The sequence below is a fragment of the Kitasatospora sp. NPDC090308 genome (assembly GCF_044769485.1).
In the GTDB taxonomy this organism is placed as follows: domain Bacteria; phylum Actinomycetota; class Actinomycetes; order Streptomycetales; family Streptomycetaceae; genus Kitasatospora; species Kitasatospora fiedleri.
The window spans coordinates 81,505-98,579 of the sequence record NZ_JBIVXY010000006.1 but is presented as its reverse complement, the minus strand read 5'-3'; the positions used below and the strand labels follow the sequence as shown (position 1 = coordinate 98,579).

At 76.1% G+C, this 17,075-nt stretch carries 21 protein-coding genes; 14 read left to right on the top strand and 7 right to left on the bottom strand.

Going from position 1 to position 17,075, the window contains the following annotated elements:
• Window positions 1-7: 7 nt before the first annotated feature.
• Entirely contained in the window at window positions 8-529 is a 522-nt protein-coding gene (locus tag ACIQVD_RS16365) for a YbhB/YbcL family Raf kinase inhibitor-like protein (RefSeq protein WP_100837395.1), read from the top strand.
• 6 nt (window positions 530-535) lie between these two features.
• Here the strand turns inward: ACIQVD_RS16365 and ACIQVD_RS16360 are convergent, their stop codons facing one another.
• Window positions 536-1,030 (bottom strand): FBP domain-containing protein, encoded by a 495-nt coding sequence (locus tag ACIQVD_RS16360; RefSeq protein ID WP_402289687.1) that lies wholly within the window; start codon window positions 1,028-1,030, stop codon window positions 536-538.
• A gap of 111 nt (window positions 1,031-1,141) precedes the next feature.
• Between ACIQVD_RS16360 and ACIQVD_RS16355 the strand changes: the two genes are divergently transcribed.
• Complete coding sequence (locus ACIQVD_RS16355) at window positions 1,142-1,651, top strand: SixA phosphatase family protein (RefSeq protein WP_400683471.1); 510 nt, start codon at window positions 1,142-1,144, stop codon at window positions 1,649-1,651.
• Window positions 1,652-1,678: 27 nt separating this feature from the next.
• Window positions 1,679-2,272: a hypothetical protein gene (locus tag ACIQVD_RS16350; RefSeq protein ID WP_402289685.1), complete on the top strand. Its 594-nt coding sequence runs from the start codon at window positions 1,679-1,681 to the stop codon at window positions 2,270-2,272.
• A gap of 229 nt (window positions 2,273-2,501) precedes the next feature.
• Here the strand turns inward: ACIQVD_RS16350 and ACIQVD_RS16345 are convergent, their stop codons facing one another.
• Window positions 2,502-3,635 (bottom strand): hypothetical protein, encoded by a 1,134-nt coding sequence (locus ACIQVD_RS16345; RefSeq protein ID WP_402289682.1) that lies wholly within the window; start codon window positions 3,633-3,635, stop codon window positions 2,502-2,504.
• Between the two features lie 242 nt (window positions 3,636-3,877).
• Window positions 3,878-5,377 carry an amidase gene (locus ACIQVD_RS16340; protein ID WP_402289680.1) on the bottom strand — a complete coding sequence of 500 codons (1,500 nt, stop codon included), beginning with the start codon at window positions 5,375-5,377 and terminating at the stop codon, window positions 3,878-3,880.
• Window positions 5,378-5,572: 195 nt separating this feature from the next.
• Between ACIQVD_RS16340 and ACIQVD_RS16335 the strand changes: the two genes are divergently transcribed.
• On the top strand, window positions 5,573-6,049 hold the full coding sequence (locus ACIQVD_RS16335; protein WP_402289678.1) for a DUF3307 domain-containing protein: 477 nt from the start codon (window positions 5,573-5,575) through the stop codon (window positions 6,047-6,049).
• A gap of 7 nt (window positions 6,050-6,056) precedes the next feature.
• Here the strand turns inward: ACIQVD_RS16335 and ACIQVD_RS16330 are convergent, their stop codons facing one another.
• Window positions 6,057-6,743, bottom strand: coding sequence for a Crp/Fnr family transcriptional regulator (locus ACIQVD_RS16330; RefSeq protein WP_402289676.1), 687 nt, complete (start codon window positions 6,741-6,743; stop codon window positions 6,057-6,059).
• A gap of 261 nt (window positions 6,744-7,004) precedes the next feature.
• Between ACIQVD_RS16330 and ACIQVD_RS16325 the strand changes: the two genes are divergently transcribed.
• Genes ACIQVD_RS16325 through ACIQVD_RS16305 form a run of 5 tightly spaced genes read left to right on the top strand, consistent with a single transcriptional unit; the run spans window position 7,005 to window position 10,273 of the window.
• Window positions 7,005-7,814 carry a hypothetical protein gene (locus ACIQVD_RS16325; protein WP_402289673.1) on the top strand — a complete coding sequence of 270 codons (810 nt, stop codon included), beginning with the start codon at window positions 7,005-7,007 and terminating at the stop codon, window positions 7,812-7,814.
• Window positions 7,811-8,101, top strand: coding sequence for a hypothetical protein (locus tag ACIQVD_RS16320; RefSeq protein ID WP_402289671.1), 291 nt, complete (start codon window positions 7,811-7,813; stop codon window positions 8,099-8,101). Before ACIQVD_RS16325 ends, ACIQVD_RS16320 begins: the two co-directional genes overlap by 4 nt.
• The gene (locus ACIQVD_RS16315) at window positions 8,098-8,847 is read left to right on the top strand and encodes a hypothetical protein (protein WP_402289668.1); all 750 of its coding nucleotides are present in this window, start codon (window positions 8,098-8,100) and stop codon (window positions 8,845-8,847) included. The genes ACIQVD_RS16320 and ACIQVD_RS16315 overlap by 4 nt, the downstream gene beginning before the upstream one ends.
• The gene (locus ACIQVD_RS16310) at window positions 8,844-9,137 is read left to right on the top strand and encodes a helix-turn-helix domain-containing protein (RefSeq protein ID WP_199847011.1); all 294 of its coding nucleotides are present in this window, start codon (window positions 8,844-8,846) and stop codon (window positions 9,135-9,137) included. Before ACIQVD_RS16315 ends, ACIQVD_RS16310 begins: the two co-directional genes overlap by 4 nt.
• Window positions 9,134-10,273: a hypothetical protein gene (locus ACIQVD_RS16305; RefSeq protein ID WP_402289666.1), complete on the top strand. Its 1,140-nt coding sequence runs from the start codon at window positions 9,134-9,136 to the stop codon at window positions 10,271-10,273. The genes ACIQVD_RS16310 and ACIQVD_RS16305 overlap by 4 nt, the downstream gene beginning before the upstream one ends.
• Window positions 10,274-10,301: 28 nt before the next feature.
• Here the strand turns inward: ACIQVD_RS16305 and ACIQVD_RS16300 are convergent, their stop codons facing one another.
• A complete protein-coding gene (locus ACIQVD_RS16300) occupies window positions 10,302-11,276 on the bottom strand; it encodes an NADP-dependent oxidoreductase (RefSeq protein ID WP_402289663.1) in 975 nt (324 codons plus the stop codon).
• Window positions 11,277-11,382: 106 nt separating this feature from the next.
• Between ACIQVD_RS16300 and ACIQVD_RS16295 the strand changes: the two genes are divergently transcribed.
• Window positions 11,383-11,958 carry a TetR/AcrR family transcriptional regulator gene (locus ACIQVD_RS16295; RefSeq protein WP_402289661.1) on the top strand — a complete coding sequence of 192 codons (576 nt, stop codon included), beginning with the start codon at window positions 11,383-11,385 and terminating at the stop codon, window positions 11,956-11,958.
• A 22-nt stretch (window positions 11,959-11,980) separates the two neighbouring features.
• Here the strand turns inward: ACIQVD_RS16295 and ACIQVD_RS16290 are convergent, their stop codons facing one another.
• A complete protein-coding gene (locus tag ACIQVD_RS16290) occupies window positions 11,981-12,361 on the bottom strand; it encodes a MerR family transcriptional regulator (RefSeq protein ID WP_100837408.1) in 381 nt (126 codons plus the stop codon).
• Window positions 12,358-13,344, bottom strand: coding sequence for a helix-turn-helix transcriptional regulator (locus ACIQVD_RS16285; protein ID WP_400683492.1), 987 nt, complete (start codon window positions 13,342-13,344; stop codon window positions 12,358-12,360). Before ACIQVD_RS16285 ends, ACIQVD_RS16290 begins: the two co-directional genes overlap by 4 nt.
• A 162-nt stretch (window positions 13,345-13,506) precedes the next feature.
• Here ACIQVD_RS16285 and ACIQVD_RS16280 point away from each other — a divergent pair, with 162 nt between their 5' ends.
• From ACIQVD_RS16280 to ACIQVD_RS16265, 4 genes are all read left to right on the top strand, one after another.
• Window positions 13,507-14,103 (top strand): DinB family protein, encoded by a 597-nt coding sequence (locus ACIQVD_RS16280; protein WP_402289658.1) that lies wholly within the window; start codon window positions 13,507-13,509, stop codon window positions 14,101-14,103.
• A 165-nt stretch (window positions 14,104-14,268) separates the two neighbouring features.
• Complete coding sequence (locus ACIQVD_RS16275; protein WP_402289655.1) at window positions 14,269-15,171, top strand: sigma-70 family RNA polymerase sigma factor; 903 nt, start codon at window positions 14,269-14,271, stop codon at window positions 15,169-15,171.
• A gap of 36 nt (window positions 15,172-15,207) precedes the next feature.
• Complete coding sequence (locus ACIQVD_RS16270; protein WP_402289653.1) at window positions 15,208-15,879, top strand: NAD(P)-dependent oxidoreductase; 672 nt, start codon at window positions 15,208-15,210, stop codon at window positions 15,877-15,879.
• A 137-nt stretch (window positions 15,880-16,016) separates the two neighbouring features.
• The gene (locus tag ACIQVD_RS16265; protein ID WP_111553706.1) at window positions 16,017-16,973 is read left to right on the top strand and encodes a GlxA family transcriptional regulator; all 957 of its coding nucleotides are present in this window, start codon (window positions 16,017-16,019) and stop codon (window positions 16,971-16,973) included.
• Window positions 16,974-17,075 lie beyond the last annotated feature (102 nt).

Genomic DNA, 17,075 nt, shown 5'->3' with positions numbered 1-17,075 from the left:
GTGAACGATGACCGGGCGCATTCCGCTTCCGTACGACTTCCTGCCGCCGGTGCCGGCGTTCGAGCTGCGCAGTGCGGATCTGGTGGACGGTGGGGTCATGCCGGACGCGCACGTGCACGCGGCGGGGAACGTTTCGCCGGAGTTGTCCTGGGAGGGGGCTCCGGAGGGGACGCGGTCGTTCGCGGTGACGTGCTACGACCCGGACGCGCCGACCGCGGCGGGCTGGTGGCACTGGCTGGCGGTGGACCTGCCGGCGGGGACCACGGGGCTGGCGCGGGGCGCGGGGGCGGACGACGGGGGGCTGCCCGGCGGGGCGTTCCACGTCCGCAACGACTTCCCGGGGCACCGGTACGACGGGGCGGCGCCGCCGCCCGGGCCGGCGCACCGGTACGTGTTCGTGGTGCACGCGCTGGACGTGCCGACGCTGGGGGTCGGGCCGGACACGCCGGCCGCGCAGGTGGGGTTCCACCTGACCGCGCACGCGCTCGGGCGGGGCGTGCTGACGGTGGAGTACCAGTCGGCGCCGTGAGGCCGGTCAGGCCAGGATCTGGCGGAGGAACGCCGTCAGGTTGGCGGTCGTCCGGGCGATCTGCTCCTCCAGGGGGAGCGACTCGTCCGGGCGGCTGACCGTCGCCGGGCGGCGCAGGCCGCGGACGTAGAGCGAGCAGGCCAGGTCGGCGCAGAGGTAGGTGCCGACCGAGTTGCCGTCCCGGCCGACGGCGCCCGCGCGGGGGGCGGTGAGCAGGGAGACGCCGCTGCCCGCGTGCGCGGTGATGCAGACCGAGCAGACGTTGGTGCGGGTCAGGCTGCGCCTCACGTTCGGCGAGCGGAGGGTGACGCCGACCGGCCGGCCGTCGAGTTCGGCGACCAGGTAGGCCCGGTCGGGGGCACCGAGGTCGCGCCAGCCGAGGAAGTCCAGGTCGTCCCAGCGCAGCTCGGCCAAGCCCCGCGGGACGGGGAGCCGCTTGGCCTCGCCCTTGGAGCAGTTGACGAAGGACGCCCGGATCTCGGGCTCGGTCAGGGCACGCATGCCCCCGACGCTAGCCGCACGGGGCCGGGGTGTCGCCCGGTTTTCCGCCGGCACCGGGCCGGCCCGCGCGTCCGGTGGAGTGTGCTTCGTGGATCGGGTCACACTGGGGGGATGACGGAACAGCGGCGGTTGATCGTGCTGCGGCACGCCAAGGCGGACTGGCCGGACGTCCCGGACGAGCTGCGGCCGCTGGCCGAGCGCGGCCGGGCCGACGCGGCGGCGGCCGGACGGTGGCTGGCGGAGCACGAGTTGGTGCCGGACCGGGTGCTGTGCTCCACCGCGGTGCGCACCCGGCAGACCTGGGAGCTGGCCGAGCCGGAGCTCGGCGGCGCGCCCGAACTCGTCCTGGAACCGCGGGCGTACCGCGCCGAGGTGGGTGAACTCGTGGATCTGCTGCGGGAGTTGCCCCCGGTGGTGCGGACGGTGATGCTGGTCGGGCACCGGCCCGAGGTGCGGGAGCTGGTGCTGGCGCTGGCCGCGGAGCCGGGGGGCGAGGCGCTGGAGCGGGTGCGGGAGAAGTTCTCCACGGCCGGGGTCGCGGTGCTGGACGTGCCCGGGGAGTGGGGGCAACTCGAACCCGGCGGTGCCGAGTTGGTCGAGTACGCGGTGCCCCGCGGGTGAACTCGGGGGCGTGATAGGGATGGGGCCATGCGCTTCGACCTCGTTCCCAAGCCGCCCGCGGTGGCGGCCCGCCCGCGTGACGAGCGGGGCTACCCGGTGCCCGCGATCACCCCGTGGGAGGACGGGACGCCGCAGTTCGCGCTGACCGACTACGAGCGGTCCGCGGCCTGCGCCCGGGAGCGGCTGTGCTCGGTGTGCAACACGCTGATGCCGCGCGGGACGGTGTGGCGGGTGGTCGGCGGGGCCGAGGCGGCGGCGATCGGCGAGGCGCTGGCGGCCGACCGGCCCTACCGGAACACGGCGCCCACCACGGAGGGCCCCGGCCACCGGGCGTGCATGCTGTACGCCTCGATGGTCTGCCCGTACCTGGCCCGCTCGAACGCCCGCCGCCGGGTGTCGGCCGTCCGGGGCGACGCCCCGGACGAGCTCACCGCGCACGTGCTGCGGGGGGTCGCGCGGGGCGGGACGGGCGCGGTGGTCGGCTTCGCCGAGTACGAGTACGCGATCACCCCGAGCCGGGTGGTGTTCCGCTTCCTCGACCCGGTCGAGTGGCTGCCGCACGACGACGCGGACCAGCAACTGCCGAACCTTCAGGAGGAGTTGGCCAGGCTCGCCCGGTAGCCGGTAGCCGGTAGCCGGTAGCCGGTAGCCGGTAGCCGGTAGCCGGTAGCCGGTAGCCGGTAGCCGGTAGCCGGTAGCGGGTAGCGGGTAGCGGTGTGCGGCAGCCCGGGCGGCGGGGCCGTCCGGGCTGTCTCGCGGGGTCCCGGTTCGCGGACCCTGAATTCGTGAACCGGGACGGCTCGGTGGCGCCCCCGGTGCCGGGGAGCCGGTGGGGAGCGGCGGGGGCGGCTCAGCCGCGGTAGGCGGGCAGGCCGGCGGTGTCGGAGATCTTGACCGGGGCGCCGCCCTTGGCCGGGACGGTGTAGATGCCGTCGGGGGCGCGGAAGGCGACGGTCTTGCCGTCGGGGGAGAAGACCGGCTCGGTGTAGTCCGCGGTGGCCTGCGGGGTGAGGTCGCGCTCCGGGCCGTCGTAGCCGCCGGTCTTGGTGAACAGGTGGTCGTGGCCGTCGACGGAGCGGACGAACACCAGGTCGCCCTCGTCGGACAGGTCGGGCTGGGAGCCCTTGGTGACGGCGCCGCCCTGCTGGCGCAGGTAGTCGTCGCGGAGGTACACCTGGCCGTCGTTGCGGTTGGCGTAGGTCGAGGAGCCGTAGCGCCCGGCGCCGTTCGGCCACAGGTTGCCGGTGTCCGGGAGCGGCTTGGCGTCGTCGTCGCTGAAGTTGCCCAGGCCGAGCTGCTGCGGGGCGCCGCCGTTGGCGGGGACGGTGAGCAGCCGCAGGGTGCCGTGGTCCTCGGCGGTGAACTGCAGGTTGTTCTTGGGCTGCAGGTACATGGCGGCGTCGTTCTCGCTGGGGACGAACACCTGCCAGGTCGGGTGGGACCAGGTGACGCCGGACGGGGCCCTGGCGACCAGGACCTGGTGGCCGCCGTCCGGGTCGGAGGTCTCCAGGTTGCCGTTGCCGTCGATGAAGGCGGCGCGCTTGCCGTCGGGCGACCAGGCCAGGTCGCGGACCACGGTGCCGAAGTCGACCACCCGGCCGTCCATCACGACGTAGCGGGTGCCGTTGCTGACGGTCAGCCCGGTGCCCTTGGTGCGGTTGACGGCGGCGGCCTTGGTCGGGGTGGCGGACGGCTGCTGCCGGGCGGGGGAGGACGCGGTGGCGCTCGCCGGGGCCGACGGGGTGGCGGAGGCGGTGGCGGTGGCGGTGCCCGGGGTGGTCGGGGTGGTCGGGGTGGCGCTCGCGGTGCCGGCCGGGGTGGTCGGGGCGGCCGAGGCGGTGCGGGCCGGGGCGGCGCCGGCGGGCTGCGCGCCGGTGCTGTCGTCGGACGGGTCGCAGGCGGTCAGCAGCAGGGCGGAGCCGGCGGTGATCGCGGAGACCAGGGCGACGGCGGAGGAGCGGCGGAGGCGGGCGCGCACGGACATGGATGGTTCCCCCCAGGAACGGTGGTCGGTGATGATCGGTGGGTCGGCCCCCGCCGGTTCTTCCGTTCCGTCGTCCGGGGCGATGACTCAAGTCTCACCGCCCAATGACCTCGCGGGGTGCGCGAATTGTCACCGCGGGGCAACAGGCGTTCGGACACGTCCGAGTGCACCGCCGGGCGTTCCGCCGCCCGGCCGTCTCGCTCCCCGGCCGTCTCTCCCCGGCCGTTCCGCTCCCCGGCCGGTCACAGCGCGGGCTCCAGGTGGGCCCAGGGGCGGGCCGACTCCAGTTGGGCGGCGAGGGCGAGCAGGCTGCCCTCGCCGCCCAGCGGCGCCACGAACTGCACGCCCAGCGGCAGGCCGTCCGGGGTGCGGTGCAGCGGGACGCTGGCGGCGGGGCGGCCGGTGATGTTGGCGAGCTGGGTGAACGGGACCGGTGCCAGGTTGGTGATCACCGCCTCCTCGTACGCCCCGGTCCGGCTGAGCAGGCCCAGCAGGCCGAGCGGCAGCAGCAGCCGGGCCAGCGCCCGGACGGCCGCGGGGGTGTCCAACTCGCCGATGCGGACCGGCGGTTGGGCCAGGGTGGGGGTAAGCAGCAGGTCGTACCGGGTGTGGAACGCGGCGAGCTGGCGGTTGTACAGGTTCCAGCGCTGGTGGGCCGCGTAGTAGGCGGGAGCGCGCATCCGGCGGCCGGCGGCGGCCAACACGTGGGTGTCGAGCTCGAAGCCCGCGTTCCCGGCACCCGTGAGCCGCTTGACGGCGTCCACCGTGGCGGCGGTCTCGGTGGCCCACATGGCCAGGAAGTCCAGGGCCAGGCCGCGTTCGTCGATGCCGGTGTCGGCCTCCTCGACGTGGTGGCCGAGCCCCTCCAGCAGGGCCGCAGCGTCCGCGACGGCGGCGACCGCCTCCGGGTGCACCGCGGTGCCCAGCGGGGAGCGGGTGGTGAAGCCGATCCGCAGCGGGCCCGGGGTGCGGCGGGCCAGTTCGGCGTACGGGGTCGTCGGGCGGTGCGGCAGGTACGGGCCGGCCGGGTCGGGGGCGCCGGCCAGCACGTCCAGCATCGCGGCGCTGTCCCGGACGCTGCGCGAGAGCACCCCGTCGGTGGCGGCGCCGTGCAGGTGCTCGGCGGCGGCGGGCCCGGCCGGGACGACGCCGCGGCCCGGCTTGAGGCCGAACAGGCCGCAGCAGGCCGCCGGTATCCGGATCGACCCGCCGCCGTCGTTGGCGCCCGCCACCGGGACGACGCCCGCGGCGACGGCGGCGGCCGAGCCGCCGGAGGAGCCGCCCGGGGTCCGCCCGGTGTCCCACGGGTTGCGGGCCGGGCCGGTGGCCGCCGGCTCGGTGACGCCCTTGCTGCCGAACTCCGGCGTGTTGGTCTTCCCGAACACCACCAGCCCGGCGTCCAGCCAGCGCCGCACCGACTCGCTGTGCGCGGTCGCCGGGGTGTCCTGGAGCGCCCGGCAGCCGCTGCCGGTGGGCAGGCCCGCGTAGTCCTGGATCAGGTCCTTGATCAGGAACGGCACCCCCGCGAATGGCCCGACCAGCGGCCCCGCCGCCCGCTCCCGGGCCACCTCGTGCATCGGCCGCACGATCGCGTTCAGCCGCCCGCCGACCTGCTCGGCCCGCCCGATCGCCACCTCCAGCAGCTCCCCGGCGCTCACCTCCCCGCCCGCCACCAGCGCGGCCAGCCCCACCGCGTCGTGCCGCCGGTACTCGCCGTACTCCACCGCAACCTCCGAGATCACCCAGCCCGAGCGTGCCGGTGACCCTACCGCCGAGTAGCTCCGCTGCCCAGACCCCGACACCGGACCCCGGTGCCGGACCCCGACACCGGGAGACGAGATGACAGGAGACGACATGACAGGGCGCGACACGGCAGGGCGCGACGTCCGGGACACCGCCGCGGGCGCGCCCGCCCGCGGGGGCCGTGGCGGTGCCCGGTGAACGGGACCGCGCAGCTCGGGACGGTGGCGGTCTTCGGCGCGGTGTGGGCGGTCCTCTCGGCCGGCCACGCCCTCGCCGACCACGTCCTCGGGCAGACCGACCACCAGGCGGCGCACAAGGCCGCGCCGACCCCGGCGGAGGTCGCCGCGGGTGCGGACCCCCGCCGGGGGTGGCGGGCCTGCCTGGCCCACGTCGTCCAGTACCACCTGGTGATGGCGGCCGTGCTGGCGCTGGTGCGGCTGTTCGTCCCGCTGCCGCTGTCGCCCACCGGGACCGCCGCCGCCCTCGCCTGGTCGATGACCACCCACGCCTGGCTGGACCGCCGTTGGCCGGTGCGCTGGCTGCTGCGGCACGTCGGCTCGGCGGCCTTCGCCGAGCTGCGGACGGCCGGGCTGAACGGGATGTACCTGGCGGACCAGGCGCTGCACAAGGCCGCGCTGCTGGTCGCGGCGGTCCTGGTCACCCGGCTGTGAGCGCGGGTCAGCGGCACACCAGGGACGCGGTCCGCAGGATCCAGTCCCGGCGCAGGACCTCCAGCGCCCCGCGGTGGCTGGCGAAGTTCTGGGTGAACTCGCTCCTGCTGCGGGCCTGGACGAGTGACGCCTGCCGGACTCCCAACCAGCGGCTGGTCTTCGCGGTGCTCAGCGTCAGCCTGGTCGCCCGGAACTCCCGGCGGGCGTCGTCGACCACCCGCACCGCCGGGTGCACCCCGACCGCCAGGCGGGTCAGCGGGTCCTCGAACTGCCGCATCAACTGGTCGATCCGCTGGCGCTGGTGGAGCAGGGCGGCGACCGAGGTGTCGAGCCGGGGGCGGTGCAGGAGGCGGTACAGGTCGGCGCTCCGGACCCGGATCAGCCGGCACTCCGTCAGCGTCACGGCCGTGGCCGTGCGCGGTTCGCTGAACAGCGAGGCCTCGCCGAGCAGGTCGCCCGGCCCGCGCAGGTGGCAGGACAGCACGCCGCGCCGGGTGCCCTGCTCGACCCAGACCAGGCCCTCCAGCAGCACCACGAGGTGGGGTCCGGGCTCGCCCTGGGTCAGCAGCCGGCGGCCCGGCAGGCTGCGGACCTGTTCGAACCTCGTCGTCACGGCCTGCCAGGCCGGTTCGCCGATCAGCGCACGCCAGGGGCCGAATTCGAAGGAGGGAGAGGGCGGTGGCGTCCGGTGCATGCGGGGGAGGTTATGGGGCGCCGGGCGATCCGTGCGCGCGAGTTTCCGAACGGGCTAAGGGCCGGATCGCGGCTTGACCGGCAACCGGACAGGCGTCCGATATGTGGTCATCCGAGCGATTCGTGACCTGCGTCACGGATTTTTCGATCCCGGGAACGGACGGCCGGGGCACCCGCCGCACATCCTCGTGTGGAGCCCCGCTCCGCCGACCAGAGGAGAGTGCCAGTGCCGACCCCACCACCCGCCCCCGGAAACGCCACCGTGCCGATGCCCGATGCCCAGGGGATGGCGGCGTTCGACGCGAAGGGGTTCTCCGAACTGCCGTCCCTGGCCCAGCCCGGGGCGAGCCGGCTGATCGCCGAACTCGTCGACGAGAGCTTCGTCGAGGCCGGGCTCCGGCAGGTGCTCGACGAGCGGTCGTTCCTGGCCCCGCGCGGGGACGGGCTCGCGATGGGCTTCCCACCGGGGCACCTCCCGGCCGTGATCGACTGGTTCGTCCCCGCCCTGGACCGGGCGGCCGCCACCTACAACGCCCGCTGCCGCACCGCGCCGGTGCGGCTGCGGATGAGCCTGCACCTCGGGCCGGTCACCATCGACGGCACCCCGCCCGACGCCAACGGCACCGCCCGCAACGACCTGCACCGGCTGCTGGACAGCGAACCGCTCAAACGGGCGATGGACGAGTCCGACCCCGCGGTCACCCACCTGGTCGCGGTCCTCTCCGACCGGGTGTACCAGGACGTCCTGGTCGGCGGCTACAGCAAGCTGCGGCCGGGGGCGTGCACCCGGGTGGAGGCCACGGTCAACGGGAAGGCGGCGTTCCGGCAGACGGCCTGGCTGTACGTCCCCTCGCCCTCGGGCGGCGGGCCGGGCGGCGGGCCGGGCGGCGGGCCCGGCGCCCGGACCTGGGCCGTGACCGGGACCGGGGCGGTGACCGTGGCGGGGGCCGGCGGGGGTCCGGACGGCCCGTGGCACTTCCCCCGCCGGGCGCGGCTCAGCCAGACCGTCGGGAACGGCACCGCCGTCGCCGGGGACGTGTACGGCGGACTCACCATCGTCCACCGCCCGTGACTGACGGTCCCGGATCGGCGTACGAACCCGCCGGCGCCTGCGTCAACTGCGGGCACCAGCAGGTCGGCAGCGGCCTCGCGGTCGGCGGGGACATCGGCGAAGTGCACGTCTACATCGGGCAGGTGCGGGTGCTCCCCGGCCTCGGCGCCCTGGTGCGGATCGGGCTGGGCGAGGCGGCGGGCCGGCTGGCCCGGGTGACCCGGGCCACCGCCGACCTCCTCGACCGACACGTGCTCCCACCGGGCCGTCCGACCGACGAGCCCACAGCGAAAGGAACCGACCCATGACGACCCTCGCCTTCACCGGCCTGCTCGACAGCATCCACCACCGGGTGCTCCACCCCGACCCGGACCGCCGGCTCCGGCTGGAGGTCCCCGGCCCGGCCGGGGACCGGAGGCTGCTCGACCCGGCCGCCGCCCGCGACCTCGCCTACCGGCCCGGCCCGGAGGAGGGCCGCGCGGTGTGGGCCCGGGCGATCCGGCTCGCCCAACGCTCCCAGCGGCCGGAGGGGGAGTGGTCAACCTACCTGGTCTGGCTGCTCTCGCCGGCCCTGCGGCGCACCGTCCGGAAGGTCTCCGACCGGCTCGCCGCGGACCGCAGGGACATCGAGGCCGAAGCCGTCGCCGGCCTGCTGGAAGCCGTCCCGGACGTCGACCCCGACCACCCCGAGGCGTCCCGCCGACTGCTCGGCCGGGCCGCCGGCCGGGCCTGGGCCGCCGCGAAATCGGCCCGGCCGGAACGTCCGAGCCGGGACGCGGCGGCGATCGCCGACCGGCACGCGCTGCGCGACGGGACATCGGCCGACGCACAACCATGGCAACCTGGAAGGGAGTTGGCGATCGGCTCGCCCGACCGGCCGGACGGGCCGGCGGCGCAGCTCAGGTTCACCGCCTCGGCCGCCGTGCGGGAGGGGGAACGGCTCGGTGCGCTGGCCCAGCGGATGGGCCTGGCCGAGGTGGCGGGGCGGGCCCGCAGGCCGCGCGGTCCCGTGGTCGGCACCCTCTCGCTGCGCCCGGCCGGAGCGGTGCGATGAGCGGTGTCCAGGGCGGCATGCGGTTCAGCGAGGTGTTCGACCTCCCGCTGACGATCGACGTGCGCACCGCGGCCCGCGTCCTCGGGCTCTGCCCGGCCACGGTGTACCGCCGCCTCAGGGAGCAGGACTTCCCCTGCCCGGTGCTGCGGCCGGGACGGCAGTACCGCATCCCCACGGCCGGCCTGCTCCGGGCGCTGGGCATCGAGGAGGTCCCGGTCCACGCCGACGACCTGCGGCGCGGCGCGCAGTACGCGGCCGCCCGGGACGCCGACCCGGAGGGGCGCGGATGACCGTCACCGGCCCCGCCCAGCCCGTCCGGGCCGGGGCAGCCGCGTTGAGCTGCCTCGTCATCGGCCCGGTCGGCGACCGCGACCAGGAGGACGGGAGCCTGGAGCGCCTCGCCCACGAGCAGGCGCTGGAGGTCTACGAGCAGGTCGTGCTGCCCGCCTGCAACGGCGTCGGCCTGCGGTCGACCCGGGTCGACCTGACCGCCCGACCCGGTGAGACCACCGGGCAGGTCTGCCGGTACGTCATGCACGCCGACGTGGTGATCGCCGACGTCACCGACGGGGACCTGCACGTCATGGACGAGCTGGGCATCCGATGCCTGCTGGGGCGGCCGACCGGCCAACTCGGCGAGCACGGGCGGACGCCGTTCGACCTCGTGCTGATCCGGACCATCCGGTTCGAGCGCAGCCGGAGCGGACTGGCCGACGCGCGCGAGGAGTTGGAGCGGGCGCTGCGCGCCGGGCTGCGGGCCGGGTTCGGGATCCCGGCCCCGGTCCCGGCCCGGGGGCTCGGCGGGGACGGCTGGCTCGATCCGGGCGGTTCGGCCGGTCCGGACAGCCCCGGGCCGGTCGGGCGGTTCGCCGCGGTGGGGGCGGACATGGGGGTGGTGGGCGAGGACGTGAACGCGCTGACCCGCTCGATCAACGACCTGGCGGAGGTGATGGAGCGGTTCGGCCCGCAGGTCGGGCAGGCGTGGAGCCCGGGCGCGCCCGGGGCCGTCGGTCGCGCGGTGACCGGGCGGATGGCGGCGGCGCTGGCCGCACCGGCGGGCGAACTGCGGGAGCGGGCGGACCGGTTCGCCGTCCACGTGGAGCGGATCGACCGGGCGGTGGGCTCCGTGCTGGACCTGCTCCGAACCGCGTCGACGCCGGGGCAGGTGCGGGGGGAGGTGTCGGGTGCGGACGCGTTCCTCGGCGAGCTGCTGGGCCTGGCCGGGGCGATCCGCGAAGGGCTGGCCGGGCTGGAGCAGTTCCGGGCGCTGCTGGCCGCGCTGGCCGGGATGAGCGCGCCGCTCCGGCACCCGGCGCAGGAGATCGCCCGGGCGATCGACCGGATCGGGGAGGTGGTGGTCCGGGCGGAGGGTTGGGAGCGCCGGGGCGCCGCGACGGTCCGGGAGCGGGACGCCCGGACCGCGTAGCCGGCCTGCGGCGGGCCGGGGCGGGGCGTCAGTCGGCGACGTGCAGGACCAGTTTGCCGCGCAGGTGGCCCTGTTCGGCGCGGCGGTGGGCGGCGGCGGCGTCGGCGAGGGGGAAGACGGCGGTGACGGCGACCCGGACGGTGCCGGCCGTCACCAGGGCGTCCAGGGCGGTGAGGTCCTCGCCGCTGGAACGGACCTGCCAGAAGCGGTCGTTGAAGGTCAGGCCGAGTTCGGTGGTGGCGTGCTCGCGGCGGTAGTCGCCGAGGAAGACCGGGGCGACCCGGCCGCCCCGGCGCAGGACCGGGAGCAGGCGGTGGGCGTCCGGGCCGCCTACGGTGTCGAGGAGCAGGTCGGCGTCCCGGACGGTGTCCGCGACCGGCCCGGCGGTGTAGTCGACGAAGCGGTCGGCGCCCAGCTCGTGCAGGAAGTCCCGGTGGCGGCCGGAGGCGACCGCGATCAGCCGGCCGGCGCCGCCCGCCCGGAGGAGTTGCAGGGCGAGGTGGCCGACGCCGCCGGCCGCGCCGTTGACCACGGCGGTGATGCCCGGCGCGGGGCGCAGCAGCTGGGTGAGGTACTGGTAGGCGGTCAGGCCGGCCATCGGGAGGGCGGCGCCGGTCGGGTGGTCCAGGGCGTCGGGCAGGCGGGCCAGGTGGGCGTCCGGGGCGGTCGCGTACTCGGCGTAACCGGCGCCCCGGCCGGGGAAGTTGACCAGTCCGTGGACGCGTTCGCCGACCTGCCGGACGGAGCCCGGGCCGGTGGCGGCGACCGTGCCGGAGATGTCGCTGCCCGGGATCAGCGGGAGGGTGAGCGGCGGACGCAGCTCGGCCGGGATGTTGTCGAAGTTCCTGCGGGCGTACCAGTCGGGCGGGTTGACGCCCGCCGCGTGCACCCGGACCAGCGCCTCGCCGGGGCCGGGCACCGGCCGCGGCACCCGTTCGCGGACCAGTACCTCGGGCTCGCCGAAGGCGTGCAGCCGTACCGCCCACATGCTGTCGATCGTCATGGGTGTCTCCCCCTCCGCAGGTCGCAGAGCGCTGCCGTAGAATGCGGAGCGCTGCTCCGGAAAGTTAAACGGAGCGGCGCTCCGAATGTCAACGACGGGATGTGGCATGTCTGTTGAGCAGACCGCCCGGGCGCCGCGCGCGGACGCCAGGCGCAACCGGGACCGGCTGCTGGAGGCCGGCGCGCAGGTGCTCGCCGAACAGGGCGCCGGGGCCTCGCTGCGCGACGTCGCCCGGCGGGCCGAGGTCGGACTGGGCACGCTCTACCGGCACTTCCCCAACCGGGAGGCGCTGCTGGAGGCGCTGCTCGCCCGTCGCTTCGAGGAACTGGCGTGCCGGGCCGGTGAGTTGGCGGCCGAACAGGACGATCCGGAGGCGGCGCTGGTCGGCTGGCTGCGGGAGTTCTGCGCGGGCGCGGGCGCCTACCGGGACCTGCCGGGCACGCTGCTGGCCACCCTCCGGGACCCGGCCTCGCCGCTGCACGCGAGCTGCACGGCGATGCGGGAGGCCGGGGGCGGGCTGCTGGCCGCCGCCCAGCGGGCCGGGCGGATCCGGGCGGACGTCACCGGCACCGACCTGTTCGCGCTGGCCAACGCCGTCAGCTGGATCGCCGACCAGGCGCCGGTGCTGGCCGAGCGGAGCGAGCACCTGTTCGGGCTGGTGGTGGACGGGCTCCGGGTCTGAGGGGAGGGGTCCGGCGCGGGCGTCAGTCGGCGGCGAGGACGCTGCGGTAGTAGTCGATCTTGTCGCGGAGGTGGGTGCGCTGGCGCTCCAGCAGGGCGATCTGGTCGTGGACGGCGGTGTCGTGCCGTTCCAGCAGTTCGATCCGGCCGCGCAGGCCGTCCGGGCCCTCGGCGCGGGCGAGTTCGGCGTACCGGCGCATGTCGGCGATCGGCATGCCGGTGTCGCGCAGGCAGCGCAGGATGCCCAGCCAGCCCATGTCGTCGGGGCTGAAACGGCGGTGGCCGCTGGTGGCGCGGGTGATGGAGGTGAGCAGGCCGATCCGCTCGTAGTAGCGCAGGGTGTCCAGGCTGAACCCCGAGCGTTCGGCGGCCTCGGCGGGAGTGAGCAGCTGCTGTGTCGTCACCGCCCCGATTCTGCCTGTTCGTTGCCGCCGGTGCAGCGGGTGAAGCGCTCGCCCCAGGCGGCCAGCAGCGCGGACAGCTCGGGCGGGGAGACCACCCGGAAGTCGACCCCCAGCGAGCCGAGGGCCATCGCGGGCCACTCCAGGGCGTCGGCGTCCATCCGCACCCGGCTGCGCCCGGCGTCCACCTCCTCGGTCTCGGCCCAGGCGCCGAGCTTCTGCCGGACCGTCGCCGCGGGGGCGTCCACCACCGCCTCGACCCGGTGCGGGCGGGGCTGGCCCTGCAGCCCGGCCCGGACGAACTCGGCGGCGTCGTCGGCCGGGAGGGTGCGCGGCAGGAAGCGGGCGCCGGTGGCGGCGGGGGCGGAGAGGCGGTCGAGGCGGAAGGTGCGCCACGCCTGGCGGGTGAGGTCGTAGGCGACCAGGTACCAGCGGCGGCCGAGCCGGACCAGGCCGTACGGCTCGGCGTGCCGTTCGGTGGGGGTGCCGTCGGCGGCCCGGTAGCCGAAGCGCAGCCGTTCGGTGTCCCGGCAGGCCAGGGCGACGGCGGTGAGGACGTCCGGGTCGATCGGGGCGGTGGTGTCGGCGCGCCAGTTCGCCGGGACGGTCACGGCCCGCAGGGCCTCCACCCGGCGGCGCAGCCGGGCCGGCATCACCTGGACCACCTTGGCCAGCGCCCGTACCGAAGCCTCCGCGATGCCCTCCACCGCGCCGTCCGCCGCCGCCTGCAGGCCGACGGCCAGCGCGACCGCCTCCTCGTCGTCGATCACCAGCGGGGGCAGCGCGGCGCCCGCGGCCAGCTGGTAGCCGCCGTCGACGCCGCGCCGGGCCTCCACCGGGTAGCCGAGCTCGCGCAGCCGGTCGACGTCGCGGCGCAGGGTGCGGGCGGAGACGCCGAGCCGGGCGGAGAGCTCCCCGCCCGGCCAGTAGCGGTGGGACTGGAGCAGGGTGAGCAGGCGCAGGGTGCGGGCACTGGTGTCGGCCATGGGTCCCATCCTCCGGCAATTGCGGACGGAAGGTGGCCGCAATGGTCCGTAGCGTGGAACACGGAGCGAGGGGGACCGCGCCGGGCAGCCGGCCCGAGGCGTCCGGGCGTACCCCGTCGGCACCGCACCGCGACAGCACCGCACTTCGGAGAGGCGACCACCATGAGCACCGAGACCGCGCAGACCACCGAGACCACCGAGGCCGTCGAGACCGCGGTCGGCCAGTACCCCGCCGCCACCGCCGAGGGCCCGACCGGCGAGCACGCCGACCTGATCGCGGAGCTGCGCGCCATCCGGCACTTCCTGCGGCTGACCGCCCGCGGCCTCGACGACGAGCAGGCGTCCCGCCGCACCACCGTCAGCGAACTGACCATCGGCGGCCTGATCAAGCACGTCACCTCGGTGGAGCGGCAGTGGGCCGCGTTCATCGTCCGGGGCACCTCGGCGATGCCGGACTTCAGCTCCTTCACCGAGGCCGACGTCCAGGCCCGCACGGACGAGTTCCGGCTGCTGCCCGGCGAGACCCTGCACGGCGTGCTCACCGCGTACGAGGCGGTGGCCCGCGGCACCGACGAGATGCTGGCCGGGCTGGCCGACCTGGGCGTCTCGCACCCGCTGCCCGCGGCGCCCTGGTTCGCCCCCGGCACGAGCTGGTCGGCCCGGCGCACCGTGCTGCACGTCATCGCCGAGACCGCGCAGCACGCCGGGCACGCCGACATCATCCGGGAGGCACTGGACGGGCAGAAGAGCATGGGCTGACCCCTCGCCGGGGCTCCGCCGCGGGGACGGCCCGCGCCGCTGACGGCACCACGTCAGGGCGCGGGCCGTCCCCGTCCCCGGACTCGTTCCGGTTCTCCTCCGGTTCCGTGTCACACCCGGGCCGTGCTGACACTCTCGGGATGCAGCCGCGGAGAGGAGACGGGCGTGACGACGGACGAGGCCACCGAGGTGTTCACCAGGCACCGGGAGCTGCTGTTCTCGATGGTCTACAACCTGCTGGGGACGGTCGCCGACACCGAGGACGTCCTCCAGGAGACCTGGCTGGCCTGGTCCGGCCGGTACCGGTCCGCCGAGGCCGGGCCGGTGGTCCACCCGCGGGCGTACCTGGTGCGCACCGCCGTGAACACCGCGCTCGCCCGGCGGGCCGAGATCAGCCGGCGCCGGGAGAGCTACTTCGGGCCCTGGCTGCCCGAGCCGCTGATCGCCCCGGCGCAGGAGGACCCGGGGGAGCGGGCCGAGGCGGTGTCGATCGCGCTGCTGGTGGTGCTGGAGACGCTGACCCCGCTGGAGCGGGCGGTGTTCGTGCTGCACGAGGTGTTCGGCTACGGCCACCCGGAGACCGCCGAGATCCTCGGGCGCAGCCCCGCCGCCGTCCGCCAGCTCGCCCACCGGGCCCGCGAGCACGTCCGGGCCCGGCGGCCCCGGTACCGGGCGGACGCGGCGCTGCGGCGGCAGGCCACCGAGCGGTTCGCGGCCGCGGTCGGCGGCGGGGACCTGGACGGGCTGCTGCGGCTGCTCGCCCCCGACGTCACGCTCTGGGCGGACGGCGGCGGCAAGGCGACCGCGGCCGGGCCGCGCCCGGTGCGCGGCCGGGGGCAGGTCGCCCGGCTGCTGGTGGGCGGCTCGGCGCGGGCCCCGCAGGGCATCCGGGTCCGGTGGGCCACCGCCAACGGGGACCCGTCGGCGGTGCTGTTCGTCGGGGAGGCGCCGTTCGCGGTGCTCGTGCTGGACCTGTCGGCGGACGGCGAGCAGGTCACGGACATCTACTTCGTGACCAACCCGGACAAGCTGGGAAGTGCCAACTCCGGTGTTGCAGAAGGAAATTGACGGAACGTCATGATGATCGGGAAGGTGGAGAGGGCGATGAGGCTGACTGTGGTGGCCGCCACCGGCGGGATCGGGCGGCACCTGCTGGCGCAGGCGCTGGAGGCCGGGCACGAGGTGACGGCGGTGGTGCGCGATCCGGCCAAACTGGGCGAGCGGCCCGGGGTGCGGGTGGTGCGGGCGGACCTGGCGACGGCCGGGGCGCCGGAGCTGCGGGACGCGGTGGCGGGCGCGGACGCGGTGCTGTCGGGGCTCGGCGCGGTGGGGAAGGCCGGCGTCGGGGTCGCCGAGAGCGGGACGCGGGCGCTGGTCGGCGCGATGCGGGAGACCGGGGCGCGGCGGCTGCTGGTGGTGAGCGCCGCACCGGTCGGGACGGTGCCCTCACCGGGCCGCCCGCACCCGCCCCGGCACGACCCGGGCGAGGGCCCGATGATGCGGTACGTGCTGACGCCGCTGGTCAAGCGGGTGCTGCGGGCGCACTACGCGGACCTGGCCCGGATGGAGGACGTGGTGCTGGCCAGCGGCCTGGACTGGACGGTGGTCCGCCCGCCCCAGCTCACCGACAAGCCGCTCACCCGCGACTACCGGATCGCCTACGGGCGGAACCTGCGCGGCGGGTCGAAGATCTCCCGGGCCGACGTCGCGCACTGCATGCTGCGCAGCATCGACGACCCCGACACCGCCGGACGCGTCCTCGGGATCGCCGACTGACCGGACGCCTCCCGGCCCGCCGGGAGGCACCGCGACGCGCCCGCGCCGCCGCCGGGACCCTGCCGTACCGCCGCCACGCCCCGCCCACGCTGCCGGACGCCGCCGTGCCGACGCCGGGACGCGCCTACCCTGGGCGGGTGTCGACTCCTCGTCTGCGCCGGGTGGCCGTGCTGGTCCTGGACGGTGCCAAACCGCTCGACGTCGGAATCCCGGCGCAGGTGTTCTCCACCCGCGGCAGCATGCCGTACGAGGTGCGGGTGTGCGGGGCGGCGCCCGGGCTGGTCGCGGGCGGGGACGGGCTCTCGTACCACGTGGCGCACGGGCTGGAGGCGCTGGAGTGGGCCGAGTCGGTGTTCGTGCCCGGCTACCGGCACCCCGACCGGGACGACCCGCCGCCCGCCGTGGTGGCCGCGCTGCGCGCCGCGCACGCCCGCGGCGCCCGGCTGGCGGCGATCTCCACCGGGGCGTTCGCACTGGCCGCGACCGGCCTGCTGGACGGCCGCCGGGCCACCACGCACTGGCACTACACCCGGGCGCTGGCCGCCAAGTACCCCGGGGTGCGGGTGGACGAGAACGTGCTGTTCGTCGACGAGGGCAGCGTGCTCACCTCGGCGGGCGCCGCGTCCGGCATCGACCTGTGCCTGCACGTGCTGCGCAGCGACCTCGGGGTGGCCGCGTCCAACCACACCGCGCGCCGGCTGGTCGCCGCGCCGTACCGCAGCGGCGGCCAGGCCCAGTACGTGCCGCGCAGCGTGCCCGAGCCGGTCGGCGAGCGGTTCGCGGCCACCCGGGAGTGGGCGCTGCACCGGCTGGGCGGGCCGCTGACCGTGCGGGCGCTGGCCCGGCACGCCGCCGTCTCGCCGCGCACCTTCTCCCGCCGCTTCGTCGAGGACACCGGCTACACGCCGATGCAGTGGGTGCTGCGGGCCCGCGTCGACCTGGCCCGTGAGCTGCTGGAACGCTCCGACTACGGGGTCGAGCGGATCGCCGCCGAGACCGGCCTGGGCACCGGCGCGAACCTGCGCGCGCACTTCCAGCAGATCCTCGGGACCACGCCCAGCGACTACCGGCGGACCTTCGCCAAGGGCGAGTGAGCACCCCGGCCCGGCGTGGCGCGATCCTTGCGCACCGTGGCACGGGTGCCACTACCGCCTCCCCTCCCGGCGAGCGACAGTGGAGTGGTCAGCCCCGCCGGA